Annotated in this window: 12 protein-coding genes and 1 tRNA gene; all 13 read left to right on the top strand. The window is 61.5% G+C overall.

All coding sequences use genetic code 11. From position 1 onward, the window contains the following. The first annotated feature begins 75 nt into the window (after positions 1–75). Positions 76–151: transfer RNA gene (locus ACV22V_RS31540), tRNA-Trp, on the top strand. A 42-nt stretch (positions 152–193) separates the two neighbouring features. Next, the gene (secE, locus tag ACV22V_RS31535) at positions 194–574 is read left to right on the top strand and encodes a preprotein translocase subunit SecE (protein WP_059535562.1); all 381 of its coding nucleotides are present in this window, start codon (positions 194–196) and stop codon (positions 572–574) included. Position 575: 1 nt separating this feature from the next. Further along, the gene (gene nusG, locus ACV22V_RS31530) at positions 576–1,133 is read left to right on the top strand and encodes a transcription termination/antitermination protein NusG (RefSeq protein WP_006400672.1); all 558 of its coding nucleotides are present in this window, start codon (positions 576–578) and stop codon (positions 1,131–1,133) included. 140 nt (positions 1,134–1,273) lie between these two features. Then, positions 1,274–1,705: a 50S ribosomal protein L11 gene (gene rplK, locus ACV22V_RS31525; protein ID WP_006400671.1), complete on the top strand. Its 432-nt coding sequence runs from the start codon at positions 1,274–1,276 to the stop codon at positions 1,703–1,705. After that, a complete protein-coding gene (gene rplA / locus ACV22V_RS31520; protein ID WP_059535563.1) occupies positions 1,706–2,404 on the top strand; it encodes a 50S ribosomal protein L1 in 699 nt (232 codons plus the stop codon). A 294-nt stretch (positions 2,405–2,698) separates the two neighbouring features. Beyond that, the gene (gene rplJ / locus ACV22V_RS31515; RefSeq protein ID WP_038715103.1) at positions 2,699–3,196 is read left to right on the top strand and encodes a 50S ribosomal protein L10; all 498 of its coding nucleotides are present in this window, start codon (positions 2,699–2,701) and stop codon (positions 3,194–3,196) included. A 63-nt stretch (positions 3,197–3,259) separates the two neighbouring features. Beyond that, positions 3,260–3,634: a 50S ribosomal protein L7/L12 gene (rplL, locus tag ACV22V_RS31510; RefSeq protein ID WP_021161757.1), complete on the top strand. Its 375-nt coding sequence runs from the start codon at positions 3,260–3,262 to the stop codon at positions 3,632–3,634. A 377-nt stretch (positions 3,635–4,011) separates the two neighbouring features. Next, positions 4,012–8,118, top strand: coding sequence for a DNA-directed RNA polymerase subunit beta (gene rpoB, locus ACV22V_RS31505; RefSeq protein WP_059535566.1), 4,107 nt, complete (start codon positions 4,012–4,014; stop codon positions 8,116–8,118). A 21-nt stretch (positions 8,119–8,139) separates the two neighbouring features. Next, positions 8,140–12,381: a DNA-directed RNA polymerase subunit beta' gene (rpoC, locus tag ACV22V_RS31500; RefSeq protein ID WP_059535568.1), complete on the top strand. Its 4,242-nt coding sequence runs from the start codon at positions 8,140–8,142 to the stop codon at positions 12,379–12,381. Positions 12,382–12,623: 242 nt separating this feature from the next. Next, complete coding sequence (gene recQ / locus ACV22V_RS31495) at positions 12,624–14,471, top strand: DNA helicase RecQ (RefSeq protein ID WP_059535570.1); 1,848 nt, start codon at positions 12,624–12,626, stop codon at positions 14,469–14,471. A gap of 227 nt (positions 14,472–14,698) precedes the next feature. Beyond that, positions 14,699–15,079 carry a 30S ribosomal protein S12 gene (rpsL, locus tag ACV22V_RS31490; protein WP_006400662.1) on the top strand — a complete coding sequence of 127 codons (381 nt, stop codon included), beginning with the start codon at positions 14,699–14,701 and terminating at the stop codon, positions 15,077–15,079. 172 nt (positions 15,080–15,251) lie between these two features. After that, a complete protein-coding gene (rpsG, locus tag ACV22V_RS31485; RefSeq protein ID WP_034209730.1) occupies positions 15,252–15,722 on the top strand; it encodes a 30S ribosomal protein S7 in 471 nt (156 codons plus the stop codon). 123 nt (positions 15,723–15,845) lie between these two features. Further along, positions 15,846–17,948 carry an elongation factor G gene (gene fusA / locus ACV22V_RS31480; protein ID WP_059535572.1) on the top strand — a complete coding sequence of 701 codons (2,103 nt, stop codon included), beginning with the start codon at positions 15,846–15,848 and terminating at the stop codon, positions 17,946–17,948. The last annotated feature ends 50 nt before the right edge of the window (positions 17,949–17,998 follow it).

Here is a 17,998-nt window from a genome sequence, read left to right as displayed (position 1 = left end):
TAAGATCATCGAGTAAGCCAGTTATTCGTTGATCGACAGTTTTGGGGCTGGCAGCAGCCGGCCCCAACATGGTTTAGGGGTATAGCTCAACTGGCAGAGCGTCGGTCTCCAAAACCGAAGGTTGGGGGTTCGATTCCCTCTGCCCCTGCCAAAAATCGCCACGTGTCCCACGTGGCATTTGTTTTAAGGTGTTATGGCGAATCCATCCGTCGAAACTGTAAATACCTCCGGCGATAAGCTGATGCTGGCCCTGGGCGTATTGCTGGTCTTGGCCGGATTCGTGGGCTTCTTCTGGCTGGCCAACCAGCAGTGGTATGTCCGCGGCGCCGCATTGGCGGTAGGTATCATCGCCGGCGTGGCCGTCGGTCTGATGTCCGTGCCTGGCAAGAGCCTCATCGCATTTGCCAAGGATTCGTACAAGGAAGTCCGCAAGGTCGTTTGGCCCACCCGCAAGGAAGCAACGCAAACCACGCTTGTCGTGTTCGGTTTCGTGCTCGTGATGGCGATTTTCCTCTGGTTGAGTGACAAATCGATCGAATGGGTGATTTTCTCGGCGATTCTGGGTTGGAAATGATATGAGCGATACTCCGGCATCCCCGAGCGGAAAGCGTTGGTACGTCGTGCACGCCTACTCCGGTATGGAGAAGAGCGTGCAGCGCGCGCTTCAAGAGCGCATCGAACGTGCTGGCATGCAGGATAAATTCGGTCAGATCCTGGTTCCGACCGAAGAAGTGGTCGAAGTCAAAGGTGGCCACAAGGCTGTAACCGAGCGTCGTTTCTTCCCCGGCTACGTGCTGGTGGAAATGGAGATGACGGACGAAACGTGGCACCTCGTGAAGAACACGGCGAAGGTCACGGGTTTCGTCGGCGGTGCGCGTAACCGCCCGACCCCGATTTCCCCGAAGGAAGTCGAAAAGATCATGTCGCAGATGCAGGAAGGCGTCGAGAAGCCGCGCCCGAAGACCCTGTTCGAAGTTGGCGAGATGGTGCGTGTCAAGGAAGGCCCGTTCACGGACTTCAACGGCACTGTCGAGGAAGTCAACTACGAAAAATCGCGCGTGCGTGTGTCGGTCACCATCTTTGGCCGCTCTACCCCGGTCGAACTCGAGTTCGGTCAGGTCGAAAAAGTTTGATCCCGATTCGGTGGGCAGCCTCGGCTGCCCACCTTCGCGCTTACGGCTCGCGTTATGGCCGTTGAGGAGCGTCAGTAGCCAACGGCGAACGCGCGTTATCACTCACCGAACGCCGTCTGGCGTTCCAACGAGGTTTACAAATGGCAAAGAAGATTGTCGGCTTTATCAAGCTGCAGATTCCTGCAGGTAAAGCCAACCCGTCGCCGCCGGTCGGTCCGGCACTGGGCCAGCGCGGCCTGAACATCATGGAGTTCTGCAAGGCGTTCAACGCGCAGACTCAAGGCATGGAGCCGGGTCTGCCGGTGCCGGTGGTCATCACGGCATACGCTGACAAGAGCTTCACGTTCGTGATGAAGACGCCGCCGGCGACCGTCCTGATCAAGAAGGCGGCGAAGGTGGACAAGGGCTCGAGCAAGCCGCACACCGACAAGGTCGGTTCGATCACGCGCGCTCAAGCCGAAGAAATCGCGAAGACCAAGATGCCGGACCTTACGGCAGCTGATCTGGACGCAGCCGTTCGCACCATCGCTGGTAGCGCACGCTCGATGGGCATCACTGTGGAGGGCGTGTAAATGGCTAAGATCTCCAAGCGCCGTCAGGCATTTGCCGCCAAGGTCGACCGTCAGAAGCTGTACGCGATCGAAGACGCACTGGCACTCGTGAAGGAATGCGCGAGCGCGAAGTTCAACGAATCGATCGACGTCGCAGTCCAGCTCGGCATCGACGCGAAGAAGTCGGACCAAGTCGTTCGTGGTTCGGTCGTTCTGCCGGCAGGTACGGGCAAGTCGGTTCGCGTTGCCGTGTTCGCACAAGGCGACAAGGCCGAGCAGGCTCGTGCGGCAGGCGCGGAAATCGTCGGTATGGAAGACCTGGCTGAGCAGATCAAGGCTGGCCAGATGGACTTCGACATCGTGATCGCTTCGCCGGACACGATGCGTATCGTCGGTACGCTCGGTCAGATCCTCGGCCCGCGCGGCCTGATGCCGAACCCGAAGGTCGGCACGGTCACGCCGGACGTCGCGACTGCAGTCAAGAACGCGAAGGCTGGTCAGGTGCAATTCCGTGTCGACAAGGCCGGTATCATCCACGCGACCATCGGCCGTGCATCGTTCGAATCGACCGCACTGCGTTCGAACCTGTCGGCACTGATCGAAGCGCTGCAGAAGGCCAAGCCGGCAACGAGCAAGGGCGTCTACCTGCGCAAGATCGCACTGTCGAGCACGATGGGTGTCGGCGTGCGTGTCGACCAGGCTACGCTGGCAGCACAGTAAGCAAGTATTCGGGCCGCTTCGTTCGCGAAGCGGCCTCATGGGCTTTGGGCGGTTGTTCGTGCAGCAGGGCGGGCAACCGGTTATCAAAGACCGTTGGTGGGGCGCAGCAGGCAGGCGATCCCTTAATTCAAGCCAACGCAGATGGCGAACCCGAAAAAGTTTTGCAGTGGTGAAGCCGCAGGTCGTGAAGCGATTCACGGCGTGAGGTGGAAATACTCCTAACGAGGTCGGACGCCGTTGTTGAACGAGGTACGTGAGGTTTCGTGCCGAACGTATCGTTTCTGGAGGCTAACCGTGCCGCTTAATAGAGAAGACAAGCAAGCCGTCGTCGCTGAGGTTGCCGCGCAAGTCGCGAAGGCCCAGACCGTTGTGCTGGCTGAGTATCGTGGAATTGCGGTTGGCGATCTGACCAAGCTGCGCGCGAAAGCGCGTGAGCAACAGGTTTACCTGCGCGTGTTGAAGAACACGCTGGCGCGTCGCGCTGTTGAAGGTACGCCTTTTGCTCCGCTGGCAGAGCAGATGACTGGCCCCCTGATCTACGGCATCTCGGAAGATGCAATTGCTGCTGCTAAGGTCGTCAACGACTTCAGCAAGAGCAATGACAAGTTGGTCATCAAGGCTGGTTCGTTCGATGGCAAGGTGATGGACAAGGCTGGCGTGCAAGCGCTGGCAAGCATCCCGAGCCGTGAAGAACTGCTCTCGAAGCTGCTGTTCGTTATGCAATCGCCTGTTTCGGGCTTCGCGCGTGCTCTTGCCGCGCTGGCCGAGAAGAAGCAAGCGGAAGCTGCGTAATCGAGCGTGCATCAGCGTCACTGATCGCTGGCTGTATCCGAATTCAATTTAGGAGTATTTCAAATGGCAATCGCAAAAGAAGACATCCTGGCAGCAGTCGAAGGGATGACCGTTCTGGAACTGAACGAACTGGTCAAGGCATTCGAAGAGAAGTTTGGCGTGTCGGCAGCTGCAGTGGCAGTCGCTGGCCCGGCAGGCGGTGGCGCTGCTGCTGCTGCAGAAGAGAAGACCGAATTCACGGTCGTCCTGGCTGAAGCAGGTAGCAACAAGGTTGCAGTCATCAAGGCAGTTCGCGAACTGACGGGCCTGGGCCTGAAGGAAGCGAAGGACGTCGTTGACGGCGCACCGAAGGCTGTCAAGGAAGGCGTCGACAAGGCTGCTGCTGAAGAAGCCAAGAAGAAGCTGGAAGAAGCAGGCGCGAAGGTCGAAGTCAAGTAAGTTTCGACGCGCTGTGCGAAGGCTGGCGGTATTTTCACCGCCGGCCTTTTTGTGCTTTGTGGGGACGTTATTCTGGCACTCATTCGGGAGCCCGAATAATCGGCCCCAGAAGCCAAAGAAAACCGCCGAATCGTAAGCGATGGTCGCGATCGGCGTTTCTCTTTGTCTTCTGAAGCGACTGCAGAAGGCAAGTTTGGTCGGGTAGCGGGCAACACAGGCATCCGCTGCCGTCAGCCAGCGGTTGGTAGCGGCCAACCACCAAGCTTCTCGGCTCGTTCAAGCCATCGGGCGGCCATCGGGTCTCAGTCGGTGAACACTCGGGTTCGAAACGTCCAGGTATCCCGCCTCGACAGCACCCGCCGTGATTCGGAGATCGTATGCAATATTCCTTCACCGAGAAGAAGCGCATTCGCAAGAGTTTCGCGAAGCGCCCCATCGTTCACCAAGTTCCGTTCTTGCTGGCCACCCAGCTTGAATCATTCAGCACGTTTCTGCAAGCTGATGTGCCTGGCACGCAACGCAAGCCTGAAGGTTTGCAAGCCGCATTCACATCGGTATTTCCCATTGTTTCGCACAACGGCTTCGCGCGCCTCGAGTTCGTGAGCTATGCGTTGTCCGCGCCGGCATTCAACATCAAGGAATGCCAGCAGCGTGGCCTGACGTACTGCTCCGCGCTGCGCGCGAAGGTCCGCCTCGTCATTCTCGACAAGGAATCGCCGAACAAGCCGGTCGTCAAGGAAGTGAAGGAGCAGGAAGTGTACATGGGCGAAATTCCGCTCATGACGCCGACGGGCTCGTTCGTCATCAACGGCACCGAGCGTGTCATCGTCTCGCAGCTGCACCGTTCGCCGGGCGTGTTCTTCGAACACGACAAGGGCAAGACGCACAGCTCGGGCAAGCTGCTGTTCTCGGCACGGATCATTCCGTACCGCGGCTCGTGGCTCGACTTCGAGTTCGATCCGAAGGACATCCTGTACTTCCGCGTCGACCGTCGCCGCAAGATGCCGGTCACGATCCTGCTGAAGGCCATCGGCCTCACGCCGGAACAGATCCTCGCGAACTTCTTCGTGTTCGACAACTTCACGCTGATGGACGAAGGCGCGCAACTCGAGTTCGTGCCCGAGCGCCTGCGTGGTGAAGTCGCGCGCTTCGACATCACGGATCGCGACGGCAAGGTCATCGTCCAGAAGGACAAGCGGATCAACGCGAAGCACATTCGCGACCTCGAAGCCGCGAAGACCAAGTACATCTCGGTGCCGGAAGACTATCTGCTCGGCCGCGTGCTGGCGAAGAACGTCGTCGACGGCGATACCGGCGAAGTGATCGCGACCGCGAACGACGAAGTCACGGAAAGCGTGCTCGAGAAGCTGCGCGAAGCGGGCATCAAGGACATCCAGACGCTCTACACGAACGATCTGGACCAGGGTCCGTACATCTCGTCGACGCTGCGTGTCGACGAAACGACCGACAAGACGGCCGCGCGCATCGCGATCTACCGCATGATGCGTCCGGGCGAGCCGCCGACCGAAGAAGCGGTCGAGGCGCTGTTCAACCGTCTGTTCTACAGCGAAGAAGCGTACGACCTGTCGAAGGTCGGCCGTATGAAGTTCAACCGCCGCGTCAGCCGTGACGAGATCACCGGCCCGATGACGCTGCAGGACGACGACATCCTCGCGACGATCAAGATCCTCGTCGAACTGCGCAACGGCAAGGGCGAAGTGGACGATATCGACCACCTCGGCAACCGTCGCGTGCGTTGCGTCGGCGAACTGGCGGAAAACCAGTTCCGCGCGGGTCTCGTGCGTGTCGAACGCGCGGTCAAGGAACGCCTCGGCCAGGCCGAAAGCGAAAACCTGATGCCGCACGACCTGATCAACTCGAAGCCGATTTCGTCGGCGATCCGCGAGTTCTTCGGTTCGTCGCAGCTGTCGCAGTTCATGGACCAGACCAACCCGCTGTCGGAAATCACGCACAAGCGCCGTGTTTCCGCACTGGGACCGGGCGGTCTGACGCGCGAACGCGCAGGCTTCGAAGTTCGCGACGTGCACCCGACCCACTATGGCCGCGTGTGCCCGATCGAAACGCCGGAAGGTCCGAACATCGGTCTGATCAACTCGCTCGCACTGTACGCGCACCTGAACGAGTACGGCTTCCTCGAGACGCCGTACCGCAAGGTCGTGGACAGCAAGGTGACCGACCAGATCGACTACCTGTCGGCGATCGAGGAAGGCCGCTACATGATCGCGCAGGCGAACGCCGCGATCGACGAGAACGGCACGCTGGTCGACGAACTCGTGTCGTCGCGTGAAGCCGGCGAAACGATGATGGTCACGCCGGACCGCATCCAGTACATGGACGTCGCGCCGTCGCAGATCGTGTCGGTTGCCGCTTCGCTGATCCCGTTCCTCGAGCACGACGATGCGAACCGTGCACTGATGGGTTCGAACATGCAGCGTCAGGCCGTGCCGTGTCTGCGTCCGGAAAAGCCGGTCGTCGGTACGGGCATCGAGCGTACCTGCGCGGTCGACTCGGGCACGACGGTTCAGGCGTTCCGGGGCGGCGTCGTCGACTATGTCGACGCAGGCCGTATCGTGATTCGCGTGAACGACGACGAAGCGGTCGCAGGTGAAGTCGGCGTCGACATCTACAACCTGATCAAGTACACGCGTTCGAACCAGAACACGAACATCAACCAGCGTCCGATCGTGAAGATGGGCGACAAGGTCTCGCGCGGCGACGTGCTGGCCGACGGCGCCTCGACGGACCTGGGCGAGCTCGCGCTCGGCCAGAACATGCTGATCGCGTTCATGCCGTGGAACGGCTACAACTTCGAGGACTCGATCCTGATCTCGGAGAAGGTCGTGGCCGACGATCGCTATACGTCGATCCACATCGAAGAGCTGAACGTCGTTGCACGCGACACGAAGCTCGGGCCGGAAGAAATCACGCGCGACATCTCGAACCTGGCGGAAGTCCAGCTCGGCCGTCTCGACGAATCGGGCATCGTGTACATCGGTGCGGAAGTCGAAGCGGGCGACGTGCTGGTCGGCAAGGTCACGCCGAAGGGCGAGACCCAGCTGACGCCGGAAGAGAAGCTGCTGCGCGCGATCTTCGGCGAGAAGGCTTCGGACGTGAAGGACACGTCGCTGCGCGTGCCGTCGGGCATGAGCGGTACCGTGATCGACGTCCAGGTGTTCACGCGTGAAGGCATCCAGCGCGACAAGCGTGCGCAACAGATCATCGACGACGAACTGAAGCGCTACCGTCTCGACCTGAACGACCAGCTGCGCATCGTGGAAGGCGACGCGTTCCAGCGTCTCGCACGGATGCTGGTGGGCAAGGTCGCGAACGGCGGTCCGAAGAAGCTCGCGAAGGGCACGAAGATCGACCAGGCTTACCTGGAAGATCTCGACCACTACCACTGGTTCGACATCCGCCTCGCGGACGACGAAGCAGCGGCATCGCTCGAAGCGATCAAGAACTCGATCGAAGAAAAGCGTCACCAGTTCGATCTCGCGTTCGAAGAGAAGCGCAAGAAGCTCACGCAAGGCGACGAACTGCCGCCGGGCGTGCTGAAGATGGTCAAGGTGTACCTCGCGGTGAAGCGCCGCCTGCAGCCTGGCGACAAGATGGCAGGCCGCCACGGTAACAAGGGTGTCGTGTCGAAGATCGTCCCGATCGAAGACATGCCGTACATGGCCGATGGCCGTCCGGCAGACGTCGTGCTGAACCCGCTCGGCGTGCCGTCGCGGATGAACGTGGGTCAGGTTCTGGAAGTGCACCTCGGCTGGGCCGCGAAGGGCCTCGGCTGGCGTATCGGCGAAATGCTGCAGCGTCAGGCGAAGATCGAGGAACTGCGTGTGTTCCTGACGAAGATCTACAACGAGTCGGGCCGCCAGGAAGACCTGGAAAGCTTCACCGACGACGAGATCCTCGAACTCGCGAAGAACCTGCGCGAAGGCGTGCCGTTCGCAACGCCGGTGTTCGACGGTGCGACCGAGGAAGAAATGGGCAAGATGCTCGACCTCGCGTTCCCGGACGACATCGCGGAACAGCTCGGCATGAACCCGTCGAAGAACCAGGTCCGCCTGTACGACGGCCGCACGGGCGAGATGTTCGAACGTCGCGTGACGCTGGGTTACATGCACTACCTGAAGCTGCACCACTTGGTCGACGACAAGATGCACGCGCGTTCGACCGGCCCGTACTCGCTCGTCACGCAGCAGCCGCTGGGTGGTAAGGCGCAGTTCGGTGGCCAGCGTTTCGGTGAAATGGAAGTGTGGGCACTCGAAGCGTACGGCGCGTCCTACGTGCTGCAGGAAATGCTGACGGTGAAGTCGGACGACGTGACCGGCCGGACGAAGGTTTATGAGAACCTCGTGAAGGGCGATCACGTGATCGATGCAGGCATGCCGGAATCCTTCAACGTGCTCGTGAAGGAAATCCGCTCGCTCGGTATCGACATCGATCTCGACCGCAATTAATCGGACTACGGAGAGAAAGCAATGAAAGCTCTGCTCGATCTATTCAAGCAAGTCCAACAGGAAGAAGTTTTCGACGCGATCAAGATCGGTCTGGCCTCGCCGGACAAGATCCGTTCGTGGTCGTTCGGTGAAGTGAAGAAGCCGGAGACCATCAACTACCGTACGTTCAAGCCGGAACGCGATGGTCTCTTCTGCGCGAAGATCTTCGGGCCGATCAAGGACTACGAGTGCCTGTGCGGCAAGTACAAGCGTCTGAAGCACCGCGGCGTGATCTGCGAGAAGTGCGGCGTCGAAGTGACGCTGGCGAAGGTGCGTCGTGAACGGATGGGCCACATCGAGCTGGCCTCGCCGGTCGCGCACATCTGGTTCCTGAAGTCGCTGCCGTCGCGTCTGGGCATGGTGCTCGACATGACGCTGCGCGACATCGAACGCGTGCTGTACTTCGAAGCATACGTGGTGATCGAACCGGGCATGACGCCGCTGAAGGCGCGGCAGATCATGACCGAAGAGGATTACTACAACAAGGTCGAGGAATACGGCGACGAATTCCGTGCCGAAATGGGCGCGGAAGGCGTGCGTGAACTGCTGCGCGCGATCAACATCGACGAGCAGGTCGAGACGCTGCGCACCGAGCTGAAGAACACCGGCTCGGAAGCGAAGATCAAGAAGTACGCGAAGCGCCTGAAGGTCCTCGAGGCATTCCAGCGCTCGGGCATCAAGCCCGAGTGGATGATCCTCGAAGTGCTGCCGGTGCTGCCGCCGGAACTGCGTCCGCTCGTGCCGCTGGACGGCGGCCGTTTCGCGACGTCGGACCTGAACGACCTCTATCGCCGCGTGATCAACCGTAACAACCGGTTGAAGCGTCTGCTCGAGCTGAAGGCCCCTGAAATCATCGTCCGCAACGAAAAGCGGATGCTGCAGGAAGCCGTCGACTCACTGCTCGACAACGGTCGTCGCGGCAAGGCGATGACGGGCGCGAACAAGCGTCCGCTGAAGTCGCTCGCCGACATGATCAAGGGCAAGGGCGGTCGTTTCCGTCAGAACCTGCTGGGCAAGCGCGTCGACTACTCGGGCCGTTCGGTCATCGTGGTCGGCCCGACGCTGAAGCTGCACCAGTGCGGTCTGCCGAAGCTGATGGCGCTCGAGCTGTTCAAGCCGTTCATCTTCAACAAGCTGGAAGTGATGGGCGTCGCGACGACCATCAAGGCTGCGAAGAAGGAAGTCGAGAACCAGACGCCGGTGGTGTGGGACATCCTCGAAGAGGTGATCCGCGAGCACCCGGTGATGCTGAACCGTGCGCCGACGCTGCACCGTCTCGGTATCCAGGCGTTCGAGCCCGTGCTGATCGAAGGCAAGGCGATCCAGCTGCACCCGCTCGTCTGCGCGGCGTTCAACGCCGACTTCGACGGTGACCAGATGGCCGTTCACGTGCCGCTGTCGCTCGAAGCGCAGATGGAAGCGCGCACGCTGATGCTGGCGTCGAACAACGTGCTGTTCCCGGCCAACGGCGATCCGTCGATCGTGCCGTCGCAGGATATCGTGCTGGGTCTGTACTACGCGACCCGCGAAGCGATCAACGGCAAGGGCGAAGGCCTGTCGTTCACCGGCGTGTCGGAAGTGATCCGCGCGTACGAGAACAAGGAAGTCGAGCTGGCATCGCGCGTCAACGTGCGGATCACCGAAATGGTCCGCAACGAAGACACGTCGGAAGGCGCGCCGCAATTCGTGCCGAAGATCTCGCTGTACGCGACGACCGTCGGTCGCGCGATCCTGTCGGAGATCCTGCCGCACGGCCTGCCGTTCTCGGTGCTGAACAAGCCGCTGAAGAAGAAGGAAATCTCGCGCCTGATCAACACCGCATTCCGCAAGTGCGGTCTGCGTGCGACGGTCGTGTTCGCCGACCAGCTGATGCAGTCGGGTTTCCGCCTCGCGACGCGCGCCGGCATTTCGATCTGCGTGGACGACATGCTCGTGCCGCCGCAGAAGGAAACGATCGTCGGCGACGCCGCGAAGAAGGTGAAGGAGTACGACCGCCAGTACATGTCGGGTCTCGTCACCGCGCAGGAACGCTACAACAACGTGGTCGACATCTGGTCGGCGACGTCGGAAGCGGTCGGCAAGGCGATGATGGAGCAGCTGTCGACGGAGCCGGTGACGGACCGCGACGGCAACGAGACGCGCCAGGAGTCGTTCAACTCGATCTACATGATGGCCGACTCGGGCGCCCGGGGTTCGGCGGTGCAGATTCGTCAGCTGGCCGGTATGCGCGGCCTGATGGCGAAGCCGGACGGCTCGATTATCGAGACGCCGATTACCGCGAACTTCCGCGAAGGCCTGAACGTGTTGCAGTACTTCATCTCGACCCACGGTGCACGTAAGGGTCTGGCTGATACGGCACTGAAGACGGCAAACTCGGGTTACCTGACCCGTCGTCTCGTCGACGTCACGCAGGATCTGGTGGTGGTCGAGGACGATTGCGGCACGTCGAACGGCGTGGCGATGAAGGCGCTGGTCGAAGGCGGTGAGGTCGTCGAGGCACTGCGCGACCGTATCCTCGGCCGCGTCGCGGTCGCGGACGTCGTGAACCCGGAAACGCAGGAAACGCTGTACGAATCGGGCACGCTGCTCGACGAAACGGCGGTCGAGGAAATCGAACGCCTCGGCATCGACGAAGTGCGCGTGCGCACGCCGCTGACCTGCGAAACGCGTTATGGTCTGTGCGCGGCCTGCTACGGCCGTGACCTCGGCCGCGGCTCGCTCGTGAACGTCGGCGAAGCAGTCGGCGTGATCGCGGCACAGTCGATCGGTGAACCGGGCACGCAGCTGACGATGCGTACGTTCCACATCGGTGGTGCGGCATCGCGTGCGGCAGTGGCGTCGTCGGTCGAAGCGAAGAGCAACGGTATCGTGCGTTTCACGGCGACGATGCGTTACGTCACCAACGCGAAGGGCGAGCAGATCGTCATCTCGCGTTCGGGCGAGGCGCTGATCACCGACGATATCGGCCGCGAGCGCGAACGTCACAAGATCCCGTACGGCGCGACGCTGCTGCAGCTCGACGGCGCGGCGATCAAGGCCGGCACGCAGCTGGCGACGTGGGATCCGATGACGCGTCCGATCATCACCGAGTACGGTGGTACGGTGAAGTTCGAGAACGTCGAGGAAGGCGTGACCGTCGCGAAGCAGATCGACGACGTGACCGGCCTGTCGACGCTGGTCGTGATCGACGTGAAGCGTCGCGGTTCGCAAGCTTCGAAGAGCGTGCGTCCGCAGGTGAAGCTGCTCGACGCGAACGGCGACGAAGTGAAGATCCCGGGCACGGAACACGCGGTGCAGATCGGCTTCCAGGTCGGCGCACTGATCACCGTGAAGGACGGCCAGCAAGTGCAGGTGGGTGAAGTGCTCGCACGTATCCCGACCGAAGCGCAGAAGACGCGTGACATTACCGGCGGTCTGCCGCGGGTGGCGGAACTGTTCGAAGCGCGTTCGCCGAAGGATGCCGGCATTCTCGCGGAAGTCACCGGCACGACGTCGTTCGGCAAGGACACGAAGGGCAAGCAGCGTCTCGTCATCACGGACCTCGAAGGCAATCAGCACGAGTTCCTGATCGCGAAGGAAAAGCAGGTGCTGGTCCACGATGCTCAGGTCGTCAACAAGGGCGAAATGATCGTGGACGGCCCGGCCGATCCGCACGACATCCTGCGTCTGCAGGGTATCGAGGCGCTGTCGCGCTACATCGTCGACGAAGTGCAGGACGTGTATCGTCTGCAGGGCGTGAAGATCAACGACAAGCACATCGAGGTGATCGTTCGCCAGATGCTGCGTCGTGTGCAGATCACCGACAACGGTGATACGCGCTTCATCCCGGGCGAACAGGTCGAGCGTTCCGACATGCTGGACGAGAACGATCGCATGATCGCCGAGAACAAGCGTCCGGCGTCGTACGACAACGTGCTCCTCGGTATCACGAAGGCGTCGCTGTCGACCGACTCGTTCATCTCGGCGGCATCGTTCCAGGAAACGACCCGCGTGCTGACCGAAGCGGCGATCATGGGCAAGCGCGACGATCTGCGCGGTCTGAAGGAAAACGTGATCGTCGGCCGTCTGATCCCGGCCGGTACGGGTCTCGCGTTCCACAAGGCACGCAAGGCGAAGGAGATGTCCGACCGCGAGCGTTTCGATCAGATCGCAGCGGAAGAGGCATTCGACTTCGGCACGCCGAGCGCGCCTGCGGAAGAGCCGCAACACCCGGCAGCCGAATAAGCACGGGCGGCGCGAGCCGCCTCACGTTGCGTATTCGCTGTCGTCGAAACCGCCCGGTCCGCCGGGCGGTTTTTTTTATCCGTCGTTCACGTGCATGACGGGCTTGCCGCACGCTTGCGCAGGCCCGTCATGTGCGCGAACGAACTCGGTCGATTGGCCAACGTTGCACGATTCGCCGCGCGCTGCGCGAGCGGGTTGTTAAAATCGCGGTCATCGTTCCGCCGTCCTCGTTCTCATCATTCATGTCCCGCGCCCTCGAAATCCTCGACGAAGTCTTTGGTTATTCCGCATTTCGCGGCCAGCAGGGCGAGATCGTCGAACATGTCGCCGGCGGCGGCGATTGCCTCGTGCTGATGCCGACGGGCGGCGGCAAGTCGCTGTGCTACCAGATTCCGGCGCTGCTGCGTCGCGAAGCCGGGCAGGGCGCCGGCATCGTGGTATCGCCGCTGATCGCGCTGATGCAGGACCAGGTCGCCGCGCTCAGCGAAGTCGGCGTGCGCGCGGCCTACCTGAACTCGACGCTGTCGGGCGCCGAGGCCGCGGCGACCGAGCGCGCGCTGCGCGAGGGCGAGATCGACCTGCTGTACGTCGCGCCGGAGCGTTTGATGACCGGGCGCTTCCTCGACCTGCTCGAGCGCGCGAAGATCGGCCTGTTCGCGATCGACGAGGCGCACTGCGTGTCGCAGTGGGGGCATGACTTCCGTCCCGAATACATCCAGCTGTCGGTGCTGCACGAGCGTTTCCCGTCGGTGCCGCGCATCGCGCTGACGGCCACCGCCGACGCGATCACGCGAGACGAGATCATCCATCGCCTCGCGCTCGACGATGCGCGCGTGTTCGTGTCGAGCTTCGACCGGCCGAACATCCGCTACCGGATCGTCGAGAAGGACAACGCGCGCGCGCAGCTGCTCGACTTCATCCGCGCGGAGCACACGAACGCGGACGGCACGACCGACGCAGGCGTCGTCTACTGCCTGTCGCGCCGCAAGGTCGAGGAAACGGCCGAATGGCTGAAGGCACAGGGCGTGCGCGCGCTGCCGTATCACGCGGGGATGGAGTTCGAGGTGCGACAGAAGCACCAGGAAATGTTCCAGCGCGAGGAAGGCATCGTGATGTGCGCGACCATCGCGTTCGGCATGGGCATCGACAAACCGGACGTGCGCTTCGTCGCCCATCTCGATTTGCCGAAGAGCGTCGAAGGCTACTACCAGGAAACCGGCCGTGCGGGTCGCGACGGGATGCCGGCGAACGCGTGGATGGCGTATGGGCTCGGCGACGTCGTCCAGCAGCGCAAGATGATCGACGAGTCCGATGCGGACGACGCGCACAAGCGCGTGCAGACGTCGAAGCTCGATGCGCTGCTCGGGCTGTGCGAGACGATCTCGTGCCGGCGTGTGCGGCTTCTGAACTACTTCGGCGAGGCGAGCCAGCCGTGCGGAAACTGCGACACGTGCCTCGAGCCGCCCGATTCGTGGGACGCGACGCGCGAGGCGCAGATGGCGCTGTCGTGCGTATTCCGCGCGCAGCGCGCGAGCGGCTTCAATTTCGGCTCGAGCCATCTGATCGAGATCCTGCGCGGCGGCCGCACCGAGAAGGTGCTGCAGCGCGGCCACGACCAGCTCAGTACGTTCGGCATCGGCGCGTCGCTGTCCGAGCCCGAGTGGCGCGCGATTTTCCGGCAGCTCGTGGCGTACGGCTATCTGGCGGTCGACCATGGCGGCTTCGGCGCATTGATGCTGACCGAGGCCGCGAAGCCTGTGCTGAAGAACGAAGAGAAGGTCACGCTGCGCCGCTACGTGAAGCCGCAGCGCACGCGCCAGTCGTCGAGCCGCAGCGGCACGCGGGTCGACCCGACGGCCGGCATGGGCACGCGCGAGCGCGCACGCTGGGATGCGCTGCGCGCGTGGCGCGCGGAAACCGCGAAGTCCGACGGCGTGCCGGCCTACGTGATCTTCCACGACGCGACGCTGGCCGAAATCGCGCGCAACGCGCCGGAGACGATCGACGACCTGCGCCACATCCCCGGCATGGGCGTGCGCAAGCTGGAACGCTTCGGCGACGAGATCATCGACGTCGTCGAATCGGCATGACACAGGTGTTCCGACCCTTCCGGTAAACTGCCCGCGCGGCTGGCAAATCACGCAAGCCGTTGACTTAGTTGGTATTTCCGGAATATCATGCTGGGTTCCGGTATTCGGTGGGCCGAGTCGCGTTCGAAGGTTCGTGTCCGTATCGCCGGTTCGGAAGTCAACTGTGCGTCGATTCTCGCTTTGCCCGAAATCGATGTGCAGATTTTGTTCAATTTCAGGAATAAACAATGCCAACCATCAACCAACTGGTTCGCAAAGGCCGTCAGTCGGAAACGACGAAGAGCAAGAGCCCGGCCCTGCAGGACTGCCCCCAGCGTCGCGGCGTGTGCACCCGTGTGTACACGACGACGCCGAAGAAGCCGAACTCGGCACTCCGTAAGGTCGCCAAGGTTCGTCTGACGAACGGCTTCGAAGTGATTTCGTACATCGGCGGTGAAGGCCACAACCTGCAGGAACACTCGGTTGTGCTGATCCGCGGCGGCCGTGTGAAGGACTTGCCGGGTGTGCGTTACCACATGGTTCGCGGCTCGCTGGATACCCAGGGCGTCAAGGACCGTAAGCAAGCGCGCTCGAAGTACGGCGCGAAGCGTGCAAAGGCTGCCAAGTAAGCAGTTTTTGATCAGGGATCGCCGCAGGGCGGTCAAGGCGGGAGTGCCGGATTGCCGGTGCTGTCGAGTAAGTGGTCACCCGGCCAAGCTGGTTAGTCGTGAAGATGTGATCGGGTTTGTTGGTGACCGCGGGGCTGGATGCAGCTCCAACTGAACAGGTAAAGGAAGAATCATGCCGCGTCGTCGCGAAGTCCCCAAGCGGGAAGTGTTGCCGGATCCGAAGTTCGGCAACGTTGATGTAGCCAAGTTCATGAACATGCTGATGCTGTCCGGCAAGAAGTCGGTCGCAGAGCGCATCGTTTATGGCGCATTCGAACAAATCCAGACCAAGGGTGGCAAGGACCCGCTGGAAGTGTTCACCGTTGCGCTCAACAACGTGAAGCCGGTGGTCGAAGTGAAGAGCCGTCGCGTTGGTGGTGCCAACTATCAGGTTCCGGTCGAAGTGCGCCCGTCGCGTCGTATGGCATTGGCGATGCGCTGGCTGCGTGAGGCTGCGAAGAAGCGCAGCGAGAAGTCGATGGCTCTGCGTCTGGCAGGCGAACTCACCGAAGCGGCCGAAGGCCGTGGCGGCGCGATGAAGAAGCGCGATGAAGTTCACCGCATGGCAGAAGCCAACCGCGCGTTCTCGCATTTCCGTTTCTAAGCGCCTGGCTGGGCTGTTTGCGGAAATAAATTCCGGGCGGGTGCGCTTTTCAGGCGCCTCGCCCGTTTGTGTTGAAGCATGATGCAGCAGGGCTGCATCGTGTTATCCCAGTAGAGGATCAAAGTGGCTCGCAAGACTCCTATCGAGCGCTACCGCAATATCGGTATTAGCGCTCACATCGACGCCGGCAAGACGACGACGACCGAGCGCATTCTGTTTTACACCGGTGTGAACCACAAGATCGGTGAAGTCCACGACGGCGCAGCAACGATGGACTGGATGGAGCAGGAACAGGAGCGTGGCATCACGATCACGTCCGCTGCTACCACGGCCTTCTGGAAAGGCATGGGCGGCAACTATCCGGAACACCGCATCAACATCATCGACACCCCGGGCCACGTCGACTTCACGATCGAAGTGGAGCGTTCGATGCGCGTGCTCGACGGCGCGTGCATGGTGTACTGCGCAGTGGGCGGCGTGCAGCCGCAGTCGGAAACGGTGTGGCGCCAGGCTAACAAGTACAAGGTGCCCCGTCTCGCGTTCGTCAACAAGATGGACCGTACCGGCGCGAACTTCTTCAAGGTCTACGACCAGCTCCGTCTGCGCCTGAAGGCGAACCCGGTTCCGGTCGTGGTGCCGATCGGCTCGGAAGAAAACTTCAAGGGCGTGGTCGACCTGATCAAGATGAAGGCGATCATTTGGGACGAAGCGTCGCAAGGCACGAAGTTCGACTACGTCGACATCCCGGCCGAACTCGCCGAGACCTGCAAGGAATGGCGCGAAAAGATGGTCGAAGTGGCTGCTGAAGCCAGCGAAGACCTGATGAACAAGTACCTGGAAGAAGGCGATCTGCCGGAAGCCGACATCGTCAAGGCGCTGCGCGACCGTACGATCGCGTGCGAAATCCAGCCGATGCTGTGCGGTACCGCGTTCAAGAACAAGGGCGTGCAGCGTATGCTCGACGCCGTGATCGACTTCCTGCCGTCGCCGGTCGACATCCCGCCGGTCAAGGGCGAGCTCGAGAACGGTGAAGAAGCAGAGCGCAAGGCGTCGGACGACGAGAAGTTCTCGTCGCTCGCGTTCAAGATCATGACCGACCCGTTCGTCGGCCAGCTGATCTTCTTCCGTGTGTACTCGGGCGTCGTCAACTCGGGCGACACGCTGCTGAACTCGACCAAGGGCAAGAAGGAACGCCTCGGTCGTATTCTGCAGATGCACGCGAACCAGCGTGAAGAAATCAAGGAAGTCCGTGCAGGCGACATCGCTGCTGCGGTCGGCCTGAAGGAAGCGACTACGGGCGACACGCTGTGCGACCCGGCGAACCCGATCGTTCTCGAGCGCATGGTGTTCCCGGAGCCGGTGATTTCGCAGGCTGTCGAGCCGAAGACCAAGGCTGACCAGGAAAAGATGGGCCTCGCGCTGAACCGTCTGGCGCAGGAAGACCCGTCGTTCCGCGTGCAGACCGACGAAGAATCGGGCCAGACCATCATTTCGGGCATGGGCGAGCTCCACCTCGAAATTCTGGTCGACCGGATGAAGCGTGAATTCGGCGTGGAAGCGACCGTCGGCAAGCCGCAGGTTGCATACCGCGAAACGATCCGTTCGACGGCGAAGGACGTCGACGGCAAGTTCGTCAAGCAGTCGGGTGGTCGCGGCCAGTACGGTCACGCGGTCATCACGCTCGAGCCGAACGAACAGGGCAAGGGCTACGAGTTCTTCGACGAGATCAAGGGTGGTGTGATTCCGCGTGAATACATCCCGGCGGTCGACAAGGGTATCCAGGACACGCTGAAGTCGGGCGTGCTGGCTGGCTTCCCGGTCGTCGATGTGAAGGTTCACCTGACGTTCGGTTCGTACCACGACGTTGACTCGAACGAAAACGCGTTCCGCATGGCCGGTTCGATGGCGTTCAAGGAAGCGATGCGCAAGGCGAACCCGGTCGTCCTCGAGCCGATGATGGCTGTCGAAGTCGAGACGCCGGAAGACTACATGGGCAACGTGATGGGCGACCTGTCGGGCCGTCGCGGTATCGTCCAGGGCATGGAAGACATGGTTGGCGGCGGCAAGATCGTTCGCGCCGAAGTGCCGCTGTCGGAAATGTTCGGTTACTCGACGTCGCTGCGTTCGCTGACGCAAGGTCGTGCAACGTACACGATGGAGTTCAAGCACTACGCTGAAGCTCCGCGCAACGTTGCTGAAGCGATCATCAGCGCGAAGTCGAAGTAAATCTGAAGCTACCAACCGATATTTTTTGAAAGAAGAGAATCATGGCAAAA

It is taken from the genome of Burkholderia sp. AW33-5 (assembly GCF_053427615.1).
Note: the sequence above shows the minus strand (reverse complement) of the source record. Positions and strands in the feature narration are given on the sequence as shown.